Source organism: Actinoplanes sp. URMC 104, from assembly GCF_051386375.1.
In the GTDB taxonomy this organism is placed as follows: domain Bacteria; phylum Actinomycetota; class Actinomycetes; order Mycobacteriales; family Micromonosporaceae; genus Actinoplanes.
On sequence record NZ_JBPQTO010000002.1, the window covers coordinates 99,153 to 114,879 of the forward strand.

General features: G+C 71.9%; 20 protein-coding genes. 7 read left to right on the top strand and 13 right to left on the bottom strand.

Translation table 11 applies throughout. The annotated features are described in order from the left end of the window. Positions 1-4 precede the first annotated feature (4 nt). Positions 5-313 carry a flavin reductase gene (locus ACSNN8_RS01355; protein WP_436646341.1) on the bottom strand — a complete coding sequence of 103 codons (309 nt, stop codon included), beginning with the start codon at positions 311-313 and terminating at the stop codon, positions 5-7. Between the two features lie 337 nt (positions 314-650). Between ACSNN8_RS01355 and ACSNN8_RS01360 the strand changes: the two genes are divergently transcribed. Continuing rightward, entirely contained in the window at positions 651-1,511 is an 861-nt protein-coding gene (locus tag ACSNN8_RS01360; RefSeq protein WP_436649358.1) for a helix-turn-helix domain-containing protein, read from the top strand. Positions 1,512-1,526: 15 nt separating this feature from the next. Next, complete coding sequence (locus tag ACSNN8_RS01365) at positions 1,527-1,715, top strand: DUF397 domain-containing protein (RefSeq protein WP_436646343.1); 189 nt, start codon at positions 1,527-1,529, stop codon at positions 1,713-1,715. 40 nt (positions 1,716-1,755) lie between these two features. Here ACSNN8_RS01365 and ACSNN8_RS01370 read toward each other — a convergent pair whose 3' ends face one another. Next, complete coding sequence (locus ACSNN8_RS01370; protein WP_436646345.1) at positions 1,756-2,517, bottom strand: class I SAM-dependent methyltransferase; 762 nt, start codon at positions 2,515-2,517, stop codon at positions 1,756-1,758. 54 nt (positions 2,518-2,571) lie between these two features. Here ACSNN8_RS01370 and ACSNN8_RS01375 point away from each other — a divergent pair, with 54 nt between their 5' ends. Together ACSNN8_RS01375 and ACSNN8_RS01380 are read left to right on the top strand one after the other, a co-directional pair. Then, entirely contained in the window at positions 2,572-3,318 is a 747-nt protein-coding gene (locus tag ACSNN8_RS01375; protein ID WP_436646346.1) for an SDR family oxidoreductase, read from the top strand. Positions 3,319-3,354: 36 nt separating this feature from the next. Further along, entirely contained in the window at positions 3,355-4,107 is a 753-nt protein-coding gene (locus tag ACSNN8_RS01380) for a hypothetical protein (protein WP_436646347.1), read from the top strand. On the opposite strand, the gene ACSNN8_RS01385 is transcribed toward ACSNN8_RS01380, so the two are convergent. The 11 genes from ACSNN8_RS01385 to ACSNN8_RS01435 form a co-directional block, all read right to left on the bottom strand. Further along, positions 4,023-4,304: a DUF4440 domain-containing protein gene (locus tag ACSNN8_RS01385; RefSeq protein WP_436646348.1), complete on the bottom strand. Its 282-nt coding sequence runs from the start codon at positions 4,302-4,304 to the stop codon at positions 4,023-4,025. The two genes, ACSNN8_RS01380 and ACSNN8_RS01385, sit on opposite strands and share 85 nt — an antisense overlap. 76 nt (positions 4,305-4,380) lie before the next feature. Beyond that, entirely contained in the window at positions 4,381-6,861 is a 2,481-nt protein-coding gene (gene pheT / locus ACSNN8_RS01390) for a phenylalanine--tRNA ligase subunit beta (protein WP_436646350.1), read from the bottom strand. A gap of 5 nt (positions 6,862-6,866) precedes the next feature. Beyond that, a complete protein-coding gene (gene pheS / locus ACSNN8_RS01395; protein WP_436646351.1) occupies positions 6,867-7,928 on the bottom strand; it encodes a phenylalanine--tRNA ligase subunit alpha in 1,062 nt (353 codons plus the stop codon). Positions 7,929-8,086: 158 nt separating this feature from the next. Then, positions 8,087-9,091 (bottom strand): alcohol dehydrogenase catalytic domain-containing protein, encoded by a 1,005-nt coding sequence (locus ACSNN8_RS01400; protein ID WP_436646353.1) that lies wholly within the window; start codon positions 9,089-9,091, stop codon positions 8,087-8,089. Beyond that, positions 9,091-9,867: a TrmH family RNA methyltransferase gene (locus tag ACSNN8_RS01405; RefSeq protein ID WP_436646355.1), complete on the bottom strand. Its 777-nt coding sequence runs from the start codon at positions 9,865-9,867 to the stop codon at positions 9,091-9,093. The genes ACSNN8_RS01400 and ACSNN8_RS01405 overlap by 1 nt, the downstream gene beginning before the upstream one ends. Before the next feature lie 69 nt (positions 9,868-9,936). Further along, positions 9,937-10,329, bottom strand: coding sequence for a 50S ribosomal protein L20 (rplT, locus tag ACSNN8_RS01410; protein ID WP_436646356.1), 393 nt, complete (start codon positions 10,327-10,329; stop codon positions 9,937-9,939). Positions 10,330-10,368: 39 nt separating this feature from the next. Beyond that, positions 10,369-10,563, bottom strand: coding sequence for a 50S ribosomal protein L35 (gene rpmI, locus ACSNN8_RS01415; protein WP_436646357.1), 195 nt, complete (start codon positions 10,561-10,563; stop codon positions 10,369-10,371). A 72-nt stretch (positions 10,564-10,635) separates the two neighbouring features. Further along, positions 10,636-11,262 (bottom strand): translation initiation factor IF-3, encoded by a 627-nt coding sequence (gene infC, locus ACSNN8_RS01420; RefSeq protein WP_436649360.1) that lies wholly within the window; start codon positions 11,260-11,262, stop codon positions 10,636-10,638. A gap of 308 nt (positions 11,263-11,570) precedes the next feature. Further along, a complete protein-coding gene (locus ACSNN8_RS01425; protein WP_436646359.1) occupies positions 11,571-12,029 on the bottom strand; it encodes a PH domain-containing protein in 459 nt (152 codons plus the stop codon). 1 nt (position 12,030) lies between these two features. Continuing rightward, entirely contained in the window at positions 12,031-12,873 is an 843-nt protein-coding gene (gene hisG, locus ACSNN8_RS01430; protein ID WP_436646361.1) for an ATP phosphoribosyltransferase, read from the bottom strand. 45 nt (positions 12,874-12,918) lie between these two features. Next, positions 12,919-13,182, bottom strand: coding sequence for a phosphoribosyl-ATP diphosphatase (locus ACSNN8_RS01435; protein ID WP_436646362.1), 264 nt, complete (start codon positions 13,180-13,182; stop codon positions 12,919-12,921). Between the two features lie 76 nt (positions 13,183-13,258). On the opposite strand from ACSNN8_RS01435, the gene ACSNN8_RS01440 reads away from it, so the two are divergent. Genes ACSNN8_RS01440 through ACSNN8_RS01450 form a run of 3 tightly spaced genes read left to right on the top strand, consistent with a single transcriptional unit; the run spans position 13,259 to position 15,716 of the window. After that, on the top strand, positions 13,259-14,131 hold the full coding sequence (locus ACSNN8_RS01440; RefSeq protein ID WP_436646364.1) for an ABC transporter substrate-binding protein: 873 nt from the start codon (positions 13,259-13,261) through the stop codon (positions 14,129-14,131). After that, the gene (locus tag ACSNN8_RS01445) at positions 14,128-14,976 is read left to right on the top strand and encodes an amino acid ABC transporter permease (RefSeq protein WP_436646365.1); all 849 of its coding nucleotides are present in this window, start codon (positions 14,128-14,130) and stop codon (positions 14,974-14,976) included. The genes ACSNN8_RS01440 and ACSNN8_RS01445 overlap by 4 nt, the downstream gene beginning before the upstream one ends. Further along, on the top strand, positions 14,976-15,716 hold the full coding sequence (locus ACSNN8_RS01450; protein ID WP_436646367.1) for an amino acid ABC transporter ATP-binding protein: 741 nt from the start codon (positions 14,976-14,978) through the stop codon (positions 15,714-15,716). The genes ACSNN8_RS01445 and ACSNN8_RS01450 overlap by 1 nt, the downstream gene beginning before the upstream one ends. The last annotated feature ends 11 nt before the right edge of the window (positions 15,717-15,727 follow it).

A 15,727-nucleotide genomic window follows, 5' to 3' on the forward strand; every position in this document is an offset into this window, starting at 1 on the left:
CGACTCACTCTGTCCCACTGCCGCCCACATGTCCATGTCGATCGATATATTGTTCCGCCTGCGGCCAACACACCGGCCTCCGCGCCCAGCTGACGAACCGGTCGTAGAGGTCGTCGACGCGGCCCCAGTTGTGGTCGCGGACCGCCTCCTCGATGGCGTCCCCGAGCTGTGCCGACAGATAGACGCACAGTCCGGTGAGGTCGCCGGCGTACTCCTCGGACAGCTGAACCTTCGCCGGCGGGCACGGCCACGGCCGCCGGCAGACCGCACACCCGAACCCCGGCCGCTCCGGCGTGTGCACCAACTCCGCCACAGCCGTCACCTGCGTCCGCCGTTCGAGTCTGCTTCCGTCACCGGCCCGCGGATGAACGGGTCGCGCACCGCCTCGAGACGCGCGTCCACGCAAGGCCACGGCAAGCCGCAGACACACAGCCGTCTGCGCCACGTCCGGAGGCGAGCCCGGGGGCGATGCATGAGAACCAGCTCCTCACGTGGCGAGGGACGGGTGCGTAACTTGCTGTGACCTACACTGCGCCCACAGGCTTGGCTTTGCAAGGCTTGCATTTCCTTGACACGCAGACGCGAGGGCATGTGCACGCCTAGGTATGGGTCCATGCACACTTACGGGACGGAGTGAGGGGATGGCCGGGATGGCGGGGCGCAGAACACCGACGATCAGGCTCAGGCGGCTGGCCGCCGAGTTGCGCCGGTTGCGTGTCGCGGCGCAGCTCACCGTCGAGGCGGTGACCGAGGCGACCGGGCTCGACCAGTCCTCGCTGTACCGGATCGAGCGGGCGCAGAACAAGCCGCAGCGGCGTACGGTGACGACGTTGCTGCAGCTCTACCAGGTGGACAGGGAGCGCCAGGCGACCTTGCTGGGCTGGCTCAAGGAATCTGGCCAGACAGGCTGGTTCCAGGTGTACGAGCCGTACCTGCCGGAGCAGTACCAGGCGTACGTCGCCTTCGAGCACGAGGCCGAGCGGCTCAAGAACTACGAGAGCTTGTTCGTTCCCGGCCTGCTCCAGACTGCCGAGTACGCGCACGCCGTCATCGCTGATGCGGATGCCGGCCGGTCGCTGAAGGCGGACGACGTGCAGCGCCGGGTGGATGTGCGTATGCAGCGTCAGTCCGTACTCAGCCGACCGGTTCCCATGCAGCTTCACGCTGTCGTGGACGAGGCGGCGATCCGGCGCACGGTCGGGGGGGCAGAGGTCATGAGGGCTCAGCTCACCCATCTCGTCAAGGCGAGCAGCCTGCCGAATGTGCGCCTGCAGGTCGTTCCGTTCGCCGCCGGCGCGCACCCTGGCATGCCGGGGTCGTTCGTGGTCATGGACTTCGCCGATCCGTTCGACGCGCCGCTGGTCTACGTCGACGGAATTGCGGGTGACGCGTTCTTGGAGACCGAGGAAGATGTTGCACGGTTCGCACGCACATTCGACCTCATCGCCCAGGCGGCGCTGAGCGAGACGCAGAGCAGGAAACTGATCCAGGAAGCGGCGCGAGCCGCATAGCAGAAGGAAGTCCGGATGGAACGCAACGTCTGGCGCACGAGCAGCAAGTCGAGCTCCAGCGGTCAGTGCGTCGAGGTCATGGTCACCGACGACGCCGTGCTGGTTCGGGACTCCAAGGACCGCAGCAAGCCGCCGCACGCATACACGCACGGGGAGTGGGCGGCCTTCGTGGGCGGGGTGAAGGACGCGGAGTTCGACCTCTAGGCGGCACGAGGAGCCCCGCCGGGCGTGCCGGCGGCGGGGCTCAGCCTGGGCGGCGGGCCAGGTGGACGACGATGTCGGACTCGAGTTCGACGGTGGCGGGCAGGACCGCGCGGATGCGGGTCCACACCTGCTCGCGGTCGGCGGCGGGCAGTTCCAGGTACGCGGAGACGGTGGCCAGGTGGCCGACGTAGTCGTCGGGCGTCAGGGTGAAGCGGCGCTCGATCGTGGTCTGCCGGACGTCGGTGAAGAACGGCGAGGTCTCGAGCTCCGTGCCGGGCCACTGCAGGGCGGCCTCCGCAGGCGTCCCGTCGGGGGACGGCACGTCGTCGCTCGCCAGGAACGGCGCCCGGGCCGCGCGCACGGCCTCCTCCACGGCGGGGTCGACCAGCTGCACCGGCCCGCCGAAGTTGGCGAACACGCCGCCGGGCGCGAGCAGGCCCGCGACGCGCTCCCACCGGCCCTCGGGCCTGGTCCAGTGCAGCGCCGCCGCCGCATAGACCAGGTCGTACGTCTCCCCGGCCGGCAGCTCCTCGAACGCGGCCCGCAGCGGGCGGACGTTCGGGGGCACGTGTCTACGCAGCTCCGTGAGCATGTCGGCGTCGGGCTCGGAGGCGGTCACGGCGACACCGCGGCCGGCGAACAGGCGCGTCGCCTTGCCGGTGCCCGCGCCGATCTCGAGCGCGGTCCGCAGCGGGCGGCCCGCGTACGCCGCCACCAGCTCGAACACCTCGTCGGGATAGCCGGGCCGGAAACGCTCGTAGGCCTGGGCAATGGCACCAAAACTGAGGGCTCGTCCGGACACGCCGCAGATCATCACACGGCCGCCGGGCCGGCCGCGCGCCATTAACGTCGGCGCATGACGATCTCGGGTACCGCGCTGGTGACCGGCGCCTCGCGCGGGCTGGGCGCGCACATCTGCCGCCGGCTGGCCGCGGACGGGTGGCCGGTGGCGGTCAACTACCGTTCCGACGCGGACGGCGCCGCCCGGGTGGTGGCCGCCATCGAGGCCGCCGGCGGCCGCGCGGCCGCGTTCCGGGCGGACGTGACCGACGAGGACGACGTCACCCGCCTGGCCACCGAGGTCGAGGAGAAGCTGGGTCCCGTACGGGTCATCGTCGCCAACGCGACCGGCCCGCAGCCCACGGCCAGGGCCGAGGAGACCACCTGGCAGGCGCACCTCGACCAGCTGGTGTTCTTCGTGAAGAGCCCCACCCTGCTGCTGCAGGCCACGCTGCCCCACATGCGCCGGCTGGGCGGGGGCCGCTTCGTCCACATCGGCTCGGACATGGTGGAGCGCGCGCTGCCCGGCTGGTCGGCCTACAACGCGGCCAAGGGCGCGCAGCTGATCCTGGCCCGCACGTGGGCGCGCGAGCTGGGCGCCGACAACGTGACCGTCAACGTGGTGGCGCCGGGGTGGATCCCGGTCGAGCGGCACGGCGAGGTCACCGAGGCGGACAGCGCCGGCTACCTGGCCGACGTGCCGCTGCGCCGGATGGGCACGCCGCAGGAGATCGCCGACGTGGTCGCCTTCGTGGCTTCGGACGCGTCCCGCTTCGTCACCGGCGAACGGATCACCGTCAACGGCGGCCACACCATCGATTGACGAGAGAAACCGCGACGGTACGGATACTCTGCGGACATGCTTGTCACGGTCGTTGCCGACTACGGGTTCGGGGATCTCGCCTTCGCGGAGGTGCGCCAGCGGTTCGCGAAGCTCATCCCGCACGCCGACGTCACGATGGTGCCGGTGCCCGCGTTCGACACGGTGAGCGCGGGGTTCTGCGTGGCCCAGCTGGCGCTGACCGACGGGCCCCTGGAGCGCATCGTGTTCGCCAACGTGGCGCCGCGGGAGGACGAGGACGACCCGCGCCCGGACAACGCCGGGGAACGGCTCGCCGCGGCCCGCACCGAGTCGGGCGTGCTCGTGGTGGCGGTGGCTTCGGGCGCCAGCCTCGCCTTCCTGGCGGCCGAGGGTGTCAGCGTGCGGGCCGTCAAGGTGCCCGACGCCGGCTCGCAGTTCCGCTCGCGCGACGTCTTCCCCGCGGCCGTGGCGGCGCTGGCCCGCGGCGAGGACGTGCTGGGCGAGGTGCTCGAAATGCCCGCCCCTCCGGAGAACGCAGTGGTCTACACCGACGGTTACGGCAACCTGAAGACCTCGTGGCACGAGTCGCCGGCCGAACCGGGCACACCCGTACGGGTGACGATCGGCGACGTCACCGCGGAGGCCATCGTCAGCGACGGCGTCTTCACCGTGCCGGCCGGCGCCACGTCGTTCGCGCCGGGCAGCTCGGGCTGGGGCAAGCCGTTCTACGAGCTGTTGATCCGTGGCGGCAACGCCTCGGAGGTCTTCGGCCGGCCGCGCTCGGGCACGCCGGTCGAGATCCAGCGGTAGATCTGGCCGTCGCGCAGCTCGTAGGAGTCGGGCGGCGCGGGCGGGGGGCCGGCGGCCAGCCGCGCGAAGACCTTGGTGCGCCCGCGCACCGTGACGCCGGCCTCGGTCCAGTGCAGGTAGGGGTGCAGCAGCCGGACCAGCGCCGGCCGGTCGTCGGCGGCCACGGCGTCCAGCACAGAGGCGATCAGAGCATCCATGCGAGCAAGGTAGAGCCCGGGTACGACAAAAAACGGGGTAGGCGCCGGGCCGAAGGACCCGGCGCCCACCCCGTGCTCAGGCTCCGCGCAGCACGGCTGCGAACTGCGACGACACCGCGGCCACGGCGGCATCCCGCGCGGCCAGGGTCTCCTCGGTGGTGAGCGTGCGGTCGGGGGCACGGAAGGTCAGCTTGTAGGCGAGCGACTTCTTCCCCTCCCCCAGCTGCTCGGACTCGTAGAGGTCGAACAGCGACACCGACTCGAGCAGCGAGCCCGCCCCGGCCGCCAGCGCGGCCGAGACCTCCGCAGCGGGGACGTCGCGGTCGACCACCAGCGCCACGTCGATCAGCGCCGGCGGGAACGAGGAGATCCGCGGCGCCTGGGTGACCGGGGGCAGCGGCAGCGCGTCCAGGTCGAGCTCCATCGCGGCGGTCCGCTTGGGCAGCTCGAACGCGGACACCACCGCGGGGTGCAGCTCGCCCGCGTGGCCGACGACCGTGCCGTCCACCGCGATAGCCGCGCACCGGCCGGGGTGCCACGGCGCCAGCTCGGCCGCGCTCACGGTGACCCGGTCGGCCGAGATGCCCGCCGCCGCGACGGCGATGCGCGCCGCCTCGATCGCGTCGGCCCAGGACGCCTCGCGCCCCGCGCCCCACCAGCCGGCGGGCTCGATGTCGCCGGTCAGCGCGGCCGCGAGGTGCCACGGCTGGGCGGGCACGATCGCGTTGGCCGCCGCCCACTCGGTGTCGGAGGGACGCCGGTCGACGCCCATCGCGGGCGGCGCGTTGCCGGCCAGGCGCGGCAGGAAGACCGTACCCGTCTCGAAGACCGCCACGTCGCGCCTGCCCCGGCCCAGGTTGCGCTTGAGCGTGCCGAGCAGCGGGGCCAGCAGCGACGTGCGCAGCAGCGGCTCCTGCTCGGACAGCGGGTTGGTGAGCCGCACGGCGCTGCGCCGCGGGTCGTCCGCGGGGTAGCCGAGCTGGTCGGCGGCGCCCGGCGCGACGAACGGGTACGACAGCACCTCGACGTAGCCGTTCTCGGCCAGCGCCCGCCCGACCGTGCGCCGGCGGCGCTGCGCCGGCGTGACACCGCTGCCCCCGCGCGCGGGCGGCAGGAGCGAGGGGATGTCGTTGTAGCCGCCCAGCCGGGCGACCTCCTCGACGAGGTCGATCGGCGCCAGCAGGTCGGGGCGCCAGGACGGCGGGGTCACCTCGAGCGGCGCCGAGCCGGTGACCGTGCAGCCCACCTGGGACAGCAGGGCGGCCACCTGCTCGGCGTCGTACGCGAGACCGATCCGCCGCGTGGCCAGCCCCGGATCCAGCGAGATCGTCGCCGGGGCGGCCAGGTGGTCGATGTCGAGCACGCGCTCGTCGACGGTGCCGCCGGCGTGCTCGGTGAGGATCCGTACCGCCCGCTCCAGCGCGATCAGCGTGAGCTGCGGGTCGACGCCGCGCTCCCACCGCTTGGCGGCCTCGCTGAACAGCTTGTGCCGGCGGGCCGTGCGGCCGACCATCACCGGGTCCCAGTGCGCGGCCTCGAGCAGCACGTCGACGGTGTCGGGCTGCCACTCGCTGGTCTCGCCGCCCATGATCGCGGCCAGCGAGATCGGGCCGGTGTCGTCGCAGATCACCATGTCCTCGGCGTCGAGCACCCGGGCCACGCCGTCGAGCGTGGTGAGCTTCTCGCCGGGGTGGGCGCGGCGCACGACCAGGCCGCCGTTGAGCCGGTTGAGGTCGAACACGTGCATCGGCTGGCCCAGCTCGAGCATCAGGTAGTTGGTGATGTCGACCGGCAGCGAGATCGAGCGGATGCCGGACGCGATCAGGCGCTTCTGCATCCACTCGGGCGACGGGGCGTTCGGGTCGATGCCGCGCACCACCCGGGCGGAGAAGCGGTCGCAGCCGACGGTGTCCTCGACCGTGACCGCGTACGGCGGTTCGGCAGTGCCGGCGCGACCGGGCACCAGCGTGGCCGGGTCGGTGTACGCCGCGGAGAACGCGTACGACAGCTCCCGCGCGATGCCGCGCAAGCTCATCTCATACCCGCGGTCCGGGGTGATCTCGACCTCGACGAGCACGTCGGACAGCCCCACCACCGGACGCGCGTCGTCGCCGGGCGAGGCCGCGCCGGGCGGCAGCACGATGATGCCGGAATGGTCGCCGCTGAGGCCGAGCTCGGCGGCGCTGCAGATCATGCCGTTCGAATTGCGGCCGTACGTCTTCCGCGCGCCGATCGTGAAGCCGCCCGGCAGCTCGCCGCCCGGCAGGATGACCGCCACCAGGTCGCCCTCGCTGAAGTTGCGGGCGCCGCACACGATCTCCTGCGGCTCGCCGCGGCCCACGTCCACGGTGGTGAAGCGGATCGGCTTCTTGAAGCCGGTCAGCTCCTCGATGGTGAGCACCCGGCCCACGACGAGGTCGCCCTTGACGGTGGCGGCCTGGTCGACGATCGACTCGACCTCCATGCCGAGGTTCGTCAGCGCCTCGTCGAGCTGCTCCGCGGTGAGGCCGGCGGGCAGCTCGACGAACTCCCGCAGCCAGGACAGTGACGTCTTCATGCGCCTCAGACCTCCATTCCGAAGTTCGCGGTGAACCGCACGTCGCCCTCGACCATGTCGCGCATGTCGCTGACGCCGTTGCGGAACATCAGCGTCCGCTCGACGCCCATGCCGAACGCGAAGCCCGAGTAGCGCTCGGGGTCGATGCCGCACGCGACCAGCACCCGCGGGTTGACCATGCCGCAGCCGCCCCACTCGACCCAGCGCGGGCCGTCGCGGTGCTGGGCGAACCACACGTCGAACTCGGCGGACGGCTCGGTGAACGGGAAGTAGTGCGGCCGCCAGCGGGTACGGGCGTCGGGGCCGAACATCGCCTTGGCGAAGTGGTCGAGCGTGCCGCGCAGGTGGGCCATCGTGATGCCCTCGTCGACGACCAGGCCCTCGATCTGGTGGAACACCGGGCTGTGCGTGGCGTCGAGCTCGTCGGAGCGGTAGGCGCGGCCCGGGCTGACCACATAGATGGGTGGCTGCCGGGTGAGCATCGAGCGCACCTGGCCGGGTGAGGTGTGGGTGCGCATGACCAGGCCGGGCAGGTCGACGTAGAAGGTGTCCATCGACCCGCGGACGGCGTTGTCGGGCCCGATGTTGAGCGCGTCGAAGTTCGCCCACTCCAGCTCGAGCTCGGGACCCTCCACGATGTCGTAGCCCATGCCGGCGAACAGGTCGCCCATGTGCTCCATCAGCGTGGTCAGCGGGTGGCGGGCGCCGCGCGGGCGCCGGTCCCACGGCAGGGTGACGTCGACGCGCTCCTCGACGAGCACCCGGGCGGCGCGCTCGATCTCGAGCTCGGCGAGGCGGGAGTCGTACGCGCCCTGAATGGACTGCCGGGCGAGGTTGACCCGCTTGCCGGCGTCGGACTTGGCGGCCGGCGGCAGCGAGCCGATCTCGCGCCGGGCCAGCGAGACCGGGGCGCGGTCGCCGAGGTGGGCGGGCTTGAGCGCGGCCAGCGAGTCCAGGTCGGACGCGGCGTCGAACGCCTTGCGCGCCTCGTCGACGGCGGCCTCGAGCGCGGCCGGGTCGAGCAGCGCGGCCTGCTTGGGGTCGTACGGATCGTTGCGGTAGGACATGGTCTCCCTCACACCGGATTGCCAGACGGCAGTGTACGGAGGCACGGCTGAGCCGCAGCCCGCCGGTCAGGGAGTTCGGGGCGTCAGAGCCCGGGCCCGCGACCAGCGGGCCGGCTAAACAGCATCGTCAGGCCTGACACGCCCATGAGCATATCGCGTCAGGCGCCGCGGACGGCCACGACCATCCCGGCGTGGCCCGGGATCGGCGAGTCCATGGCGGTCAGCGCGACCCCGGCGGCCTCCAGCGGGATCTCCGAGCCGACCAGCAGGGCCGGGTCGAGCCGGCCGCGCGCCACCAGGTCGACCATCGGCCCGTAGTCCGCGGCGGCCATCCCGTGCGAGCCCACCACCTGCAGCTCGCGCGCCACCACGAGGTCCCACGGCAGCGGCGCGCGGGCGTCCGCGCCCAGCATCAGCCCCACCTGCACGTGCCGGCCGCCCCGCTTGAGGCTGCGCACCGAGGCCTGCGCGGTCTCGGCGGACCCGTACGCGTCGATGGCGATGTCCGCCTCCTGGTCGATCTCGTGCACGATCACCGCGCCGAGCGACGCCGCGAGCGAGTTGGCGGCCGGCGACGGGTCCACGGCGAGCACGCGGAGCCGCAGCGCGGTGGCGATCATGATCGCGGACAGCCCCACGCCGCCGCAGCCGAAGACCGCCACGGTGGCGTCGTCGGGCACCGGTCCGTGCCCCGTCAGCGCGCGGAACGCCGTGGCGAACCGGCAGCCCAGCGCGGCGGCCGGCACGAAGCCGACGCTGTCGGGCAGCCGGACGAGGTTGGTGTCGGCCGCCCGCACGACGACCCGCTCGGCGAACGACCCGGCGTGGGTGAAGCCCGGCTGGGTCTGGTCGGGGCAGATCTGCGCCCGGCCCGCGAGGCAGTACCCGCAGACGCCGCAGCCGTTGACGAACGGCGCGGTCACCCGGTCGCCCAGGTGGAAGCCCTTGACCGCCGGGCCCGCGGCGACGACCACGCCGGCGAACTCGTGGCCGGGGATGTGCGGCAGCGGCACCGGGTCGTGCCCGCGCCAGGCGTGCCAGTCGGAGCGGCACAGCCCGGTGGCCCGCACGTCGATGACGGCGCCGTCGGGCGGGCAGACGGGTTCGGGCACGTCGGCGATGCGCGGCGCCGCACCGGCGGCGTCGTAGACGATCGCCCGCATCAGCGCTGCGCCCGCGCGGAGGCGTACAGGCACACGGCGGCGGCCGCGGCCAGGTTGAGGCTCTCCGCGCCGCCGTAGATCGGCACGCGTACCTGCCGGTCGGCCGCGTCGAGCAGCACCGGGGGCAGGCCGTGCGCCTCGGAGCCGAACAGCCACGCCGTCGGCGCCGCCAGCACGCCGTCGTCCGCCAGGGAGTCGAGGTCGTCGGCGCCGTAGCCGCTGGTGGCCAGGACCTGCAGGCCGGCCTCGCGCAGCGGGCTCACGACGTCGAGAGGGGTACGCACCACATCTACATGAAACAACGAGCCCGCCGATGCGCGGACGCATTTGCCGTTGTAGGGGTCGACGGCGTCCCCCGCGAAGATCACCGCCCCGGCGCCGGCCGCGTCCGCCGTCCGCAGCACGGTGCCCGCGTTGCCGGGGTCGCGGACCTCCGTCACCACCGCCACCAGCCGCGGCCGCTTCGCCAGCGCGTCGGCCAGCGACACGTCCACCTGCTCGCACACGGCCACCAGCCCCTGCGGCTGCACCGTCTCGGCCAACGCCGCCAGCCCGTCCTCGCTCACCGGCGACACCACCTGCGCGTGGGCCGCCAGGTCGGCGTACCGCTCGATGGCGTTGTCGGTGCCGAACAGCTCGACCACCACGCCCGCGGCAAGCGCCTCACGCACCGCCTGTGGCCCCTCGGCAAGGAACCGCCCGCTGGCGTCGCGGTCCCTGCGGCGCTGCAGCTTGCGCGCGGCGACGACTCGGGGAGTGCGGGAGGTGAAAGTCATGGGCCCTTCCTGGCAACGAAACAGGGCGCCTCCCGGGTCGGGGAGACGCCCTGCTGTCGAACGGGACGATCAGGCAGCCTGGGCGGCGGCGCCGCCGGTGCCCTCGGCCGCGACGGCGGCCTTGGCGACCTCGACGATCGCCGCGAACGCGGCGGCGTCGTTCACCGCGAGGTCGGCCAGGATCTTGCGGTCGACCTCGATCTCCGCGAGGCGGAGGCCCTGGATCAGGCGGTTGTAGGTCAGGCCGTTGGCCCGGGCCCCCGCGTTGATGCGCGTGATCCACAGCTGGCGGAAGTCGCCCTTGCGGTCACGGCGGTCGCGGTACGAGTACTGCATCGAGTGCAGCACCTGCTCCTTGGCCTTGCGGTAAAGGCGGGAGCGCTGACCGCGGTATCCGCTGGCGGTCTCCAGCAACGTGCGACGCTTCTTCTGGGCGTTGACTGCCCGCTTGACGCGTGCCATTTCGGTACTCCTAACAGGGGAACGGTTGTGGCGCGCGCGTCAGCGGCCCAGCAGCTTCTTCACTCGCTTGAGGTCGGACTCGTCGACGACCGTGGTGCCGGTCATCCGACGGGTGACGTGCGAGGACTTGCCCTCGAGCAGGTGGCGCTTGCCGGCCTTCTCGCGGACGATCTTGCCCGAACCGGTCACCTTCACCCGCTTGCCGGTGCCGGTGTGGGGCTTGAACTTAGGCACGTGGAGCCTCTTTCTGATCTTTCCCGTACGTCCGGGGGCCGAGCACGGCCCCCGACGTAGGAGAAAAGCTGTCTACTCTGCGGTGGTGTCGGCGGTCCCGGCCGTCGTCGCCGGGGCCTCGTCGCCCTCGCGCGGCTCCCGCGGGGGGCGTGCGTTGGCCGCGACCGTCGCCGCGGCAGCGGCCTTGGTCGCCCGGTGCGGGGCCAGCACCATGATCATGTTCCGGCCGTCCTGCTTCGGACTGGCCTCTACGAAACCCAGCTCCGAGATCTCTTCGCTGAGCCGGCGCAGGAGCCGGAAACCCAGCTCGGGGCGGCTCTGCTCGCGACCGCGGAACATGATCGTCACCTTGACCTTGTCGCCCGCCTTGAGGAACCGCACCACGTGACCCTTCTTGGTCTCGTAGTCGTGCGGGTCGATCTTCGGACGGAGCTTCATCTCCTTGATGACGGTCTGCTGCTGGTTGCGCCGCGCTTCGCGTGCCTTCAGTGCGCTCTCGTACTTGAACTTGCCGAAGTCCATGAGCTTGCACACCGGCGGCCGCGCCATCGGAGCAACCTCGACCAGGTCCAGGTCGACGTCCGCGGCCAGCTGGAGGGCTCGCTCGAGCGGGACGATGCCCACCTGCTCACCCTCGGGGCCGACCAGTCGGACCTCACGTGCCCGGATCTGTTCGTTAACGCGTGGTTCGACGCTGATGGGGCCTCCTCAGAACGGTTACTGTTTCTGCCAATGTCGGTCGGCCCCGCGCCCGCGACAACCGGGCACCGGGAAAGCAGAAGGCCCCGCCTGCACCGAAGAAAACTTCAGCGCATGCCGGGGCCCGCTCGACCGGTCATCGGCGCCCATGAGGACGCGCCCCGGGCGTCGGGTATTCCCCGACACCCAGGTGACCGGACCCGGCCCTCGGTGAAAGGGCGGCGGGTGGGAACCAGCGGGCTCCTCTTTCGCGTGTGCACGGCAGCGCACACGTGGTCGACGGCGTCAAGCCTACCAGGTGTGCCGGGTCACGCGTCCACCGCGGCCGCGTGCAGCCGGCGCAGCGCCCGGACGCCCTCGACGGCGTAGTCCTTGTCGGCCGCCTGCAGCGCGTGGATCGACACCTGTTCCTCGTCGTGCAGCTCGAGCTGGGCCCACGGCGAGTTGCGGTCGAAGCGCACCGCCCGCACCACCGACCAGGGCAGCTCGTAGCCGCCGATCACGTTGCGGATGCGGATGGTCTCGGCGTCGGCGACCACGCGCGGGCGCAGGAACGCCAGCACGCCGAGGCCGATCAGGATGCCGAGGCCGATCATCGCGACCTGGTCGCCGCGCTGGAACGAGCCCGAGTTGTCGAACCCGGCCGAGCCCTTGAGGCCGAAGCTCAGCACGGTGAAGAGCACCACCACCGCGGCGGCCACCGGGATGGCCACCCAACGGATCTTCTGCGGCCGGAACGTCACGGCGGTCTCCTCCACGACGTCCACGCTACAACCGGCAGTTCGCGATGTCGGTGACCAGGATGGCGCGGGCGCCGAGCTCGTACAGCTCGTCCATCACCCGGTGCACGTCGGCGCGCGGCACCATCGCCTGCACGGCCACCCACCCCTCGCGGTGCAGCGGCGAGACGGTCGGCGACTCGAAGCCCGGCGTCATCGCGCTCGCCCGGTCGAGCAGGTCGGCTCGGACGTCGTACGCGAGCATCACGTACGACCGGGCCACCAGCACGCCCTGCAGGCGCCGCAGCAGCTGCGCCGCGCCGGCGTGCTCGCGCCCGTCCCGGCCGATCAGGATCGCCGACGAGCGCAGCAGCGGCTCGCCGAGCGTGACCAGCCCGGCCTGGCGCAGCGTGGCGCCGGTCTCGACCACGTCGGCGATCAGGTCGGCCACGCCGAGGCGGACCGCGTTCTCGACCGCGCCGTCGAGCCGCACGACGTCGGCCTTGAGCTCGTGCTCGGCCAGATAGCGCTCGACCACCCCGGGGTACGCGGTCGCGATGCGGCGCCCGCCGATCTCGTCGGCCGACGTCAGCGAGCCGACCGGAGCGGCCCAGCGGAAGGTGGCGCCGCCGAAGTTGAGGTCGAGCAGCTCGACGGCCGGGACGCCGGAGTCGACGAGCAGGTCACGGCCGGTGATGCCGAGGTCGAGGTCGCCCGAGCCGACGTACGTGGCGATGTCGCGCGGCCGCAGGTAGAAGAACTCGACGTTGTTCGCCTCATCGCGGCAGATGAGGTCCTTGGGGTCGGTGCGCTGGCGGTAGCCGGCGTCGCGCAGCATCTGCGACGCGGGCTGGGACAGGGTTCCCTTGTTGGGTACGGCGATGCGCAGCATGACGTGCTCCTTGCGGTTCGGGGGGAACGGTGGCGCAGTGGCACGTCACAGATGTCGATAGACGTCCTTCAGCTCGAGACCGGTAGCGATCATCAGCACCTGGGCCTGGTAGAGCAGCTGGGAGATCTCCTCGGCGGCCCGCTCGGGGCCCTCGTGCTCGGCGGCCATCCAGGACTCGGCCGCCTCCTCGACGACCTTCTTCCCGATGAAGTGGACTCCGCGCTCCAGGGCGGCGACGGTGCCCGAACCCTCGGGGCGCTCCACCGCCTTGGCCTGAAGCTCGGCGAACAACTCTTCGAACGTCTTCACGGCGGCCATTCTGTCAACTCGTCACGGGATGGCGACGAACGGCCCCAGCAGGTGAGACGTGGCCTAGAGTGCCGTCATGGTCAGCCGATTCACCCTCCTCACCACCGGCGGCGCGGCGCTCGTGCTCGCGGCCGTCGCGGGCTGCGCTCCCGCCGACGAGAACGCGTCCCCCACCACGTCCGCCAGCGCTTCCACGGACGTCTGCGCTGCTGGCGCCCTTCCTACCCGGACCGCCGGCAAGCTCACGATCGGCACCGACAACCCGGCGTACGAGCCGTGGTTCTCCGGCAACGACCCGAAGAACGGCAAGGGCTTCGAATCCGCCGTCGCGTACCAAATCGCCCAGCGCCTCGGGTACTCGCCGGACAACGTGATCTGGACCTCTGTGACGTTCAACAACGCCATCGCGCCGGGTCCGAAGACGTTCGACTTCGACATCAACCAGTTCTCGATCACCCCCGAACGGCGTAACGCGGTGGACTTCTCCTCGCCGTACTACCTCGTCCGGCAGACCGTGATCACCACCAAGGGCTCGAAGATCGCCGGGGCCAAGTCGCTGGCCGACCTCAAGAGCGCCAAGCTGGGCGCCCAGGTCGGCACGACCAGCTACCAGGCCGTCACCGACCTGATCAAGCCGAGCACCCAGCCGTCGGTGTTCAACAGCAACGACGACGCCAAGGCCGCCCTGGTCAACGGCACCGTCGACGGCCTCGTGGTGGACCTGCCGACCGCGTTCTACATGACCGGCGCCGAGCTCGACAACGGCGTGATCGTCGGCCAGCTCCCCCAGGTCGGCACGCCCGAGCAGTTCGGCGTCGTGCTCGACAAGGGCTCGGCGCTGACCCCCTGCGTCAGCAGCGCCGTCGACCAGCTGCGCCAGGACGGCACCCTCACCGTGCTCGAGAAGACGTGGCTGGCCGAGACCGGCGGAGCTCCCGAACTCTCGTGAGCCCGGACGCCTACCGGCCGAGCCCTCTGCAGCAGGACCGGATCGCCTTCCGTCGCGGGCGGGCGATCCGGTCCGTGCTGCTGGCCGCCGTCTCCACCGCGGTCGTCGGCACGCTGCTCGGCCTGCTGATCACCGGCGCGCCCGGGTGGGACCGGGTCCGCCGGTCGTTCTTCGACCCGCGCATCGCCGTGGACTGGCTGCCCGAGATCCTCCAGGGACTCTGGCTCAACCTGCGGATGCTCGTGGTGTGCGCGTTCGCGGCGCTGGCGCTGGGGCTGCTCATCGCGGTGCTGCGCACGCTGCGCGGCCCGGTGTTCTTCCCGGTGCGGGCGCTCGCGACCCTCTACACGTACTCGTTCCGGGGTCTGCCGCTCATCATCGTGATCTACCTGTTCGCGTTCGGCGTGCCGGGGCTGCGGCTGCAGGGCACCCCGAGCGTCACGGTGCTCGGCGGGGCGGCCATCGTGATCACGTACGGGGCGTACCTGGCCGAGGTGTTCCGGGCGGGCATCGAGTCGGTGCACCCGAGCCAGATCGCGGCGGCGCGCTCGCTGGGGCTCAGCTACCGGCAGTCGATGCGCTTCGTGGTGCTCCCCCAGGCCGTACGGCGGGTGGCTCCTCCACTGCTCAACGACACCGTCGCGCTGCAGAAGGACGTGGGGCTGATCTCGCTGGCCGGTCCGATCGACGCGATCCGGGCGGCGCAGATCGGCGTCGCGCAGACGGCGAACTTCACCCCGTACGTGGTGGCCGGCGTGCTGTTCGTGCTGCTGGCGCTGCCGCTGATCGGGATCACCGACTGGGTGACGCTGCGCGCCGCCCGCCGGCAGAACGCGGGTACCTGATGGTTCTGAGCTGCACCGACGTCCGCAAGACGTTCGGCTCGCACGTCGTCCTCGACGGGCTCACGCTGGACGTGGGCGAGCACGAGGTGGTGGCGCTGATCGGCGCCTCGGGGTCGGGCAAGTCGACGCTGCTGCGCTGCGTGAACCTGCTCGCCGGGATCGACGACGGGGTGATCCGCCTCGACGGCGAGGACATCACCGACCCGCGGGTGGACGCCGACGCCGTACGCCAGAAGATCGGCCTGGTCTTCCAGTCGTACAACCTGTTCCCGCACATGACCGTGCTCGACAACATCACGCTCGCGCCGGTCCGCGTGCACAAGCGGCCCGTCGGCGAGGCCCGCGAGCAGGCCCTGGAGTGGCTGCGCCGGGTCGGGCTGGCCGACAAGGCGGGCAGCTATCCCGACCGGTTGTCCGGCGGCCAGCAGCAGCGGGTGGCGATCGTCCGCGCGCTGGTCAACAACCCGCGGCTGCTGCTGCTCGACGAGGTCACCTCGGCGCTGGACCCGGAGCTGGTCGGCGAGGTGCTCACGATGATCCGCGACCTCAAGGGCGAGGGCATGACGATGGTGCTGGCCACCCACGAGATGGGCTTCGCCCGGCAGGTGGCCGACCGGGTGGCGTTCCTCGACAACGGCCGCGTGCTCGAGCAGGGACCCCCGTCGCAGGTGCTGGGCGAGCCGGTCGAGGCCCGCACCCGCCAGTTCCTGGCCCGCATCATCGAGGCCGGCCGGCTCTGACCCCGGGCGGG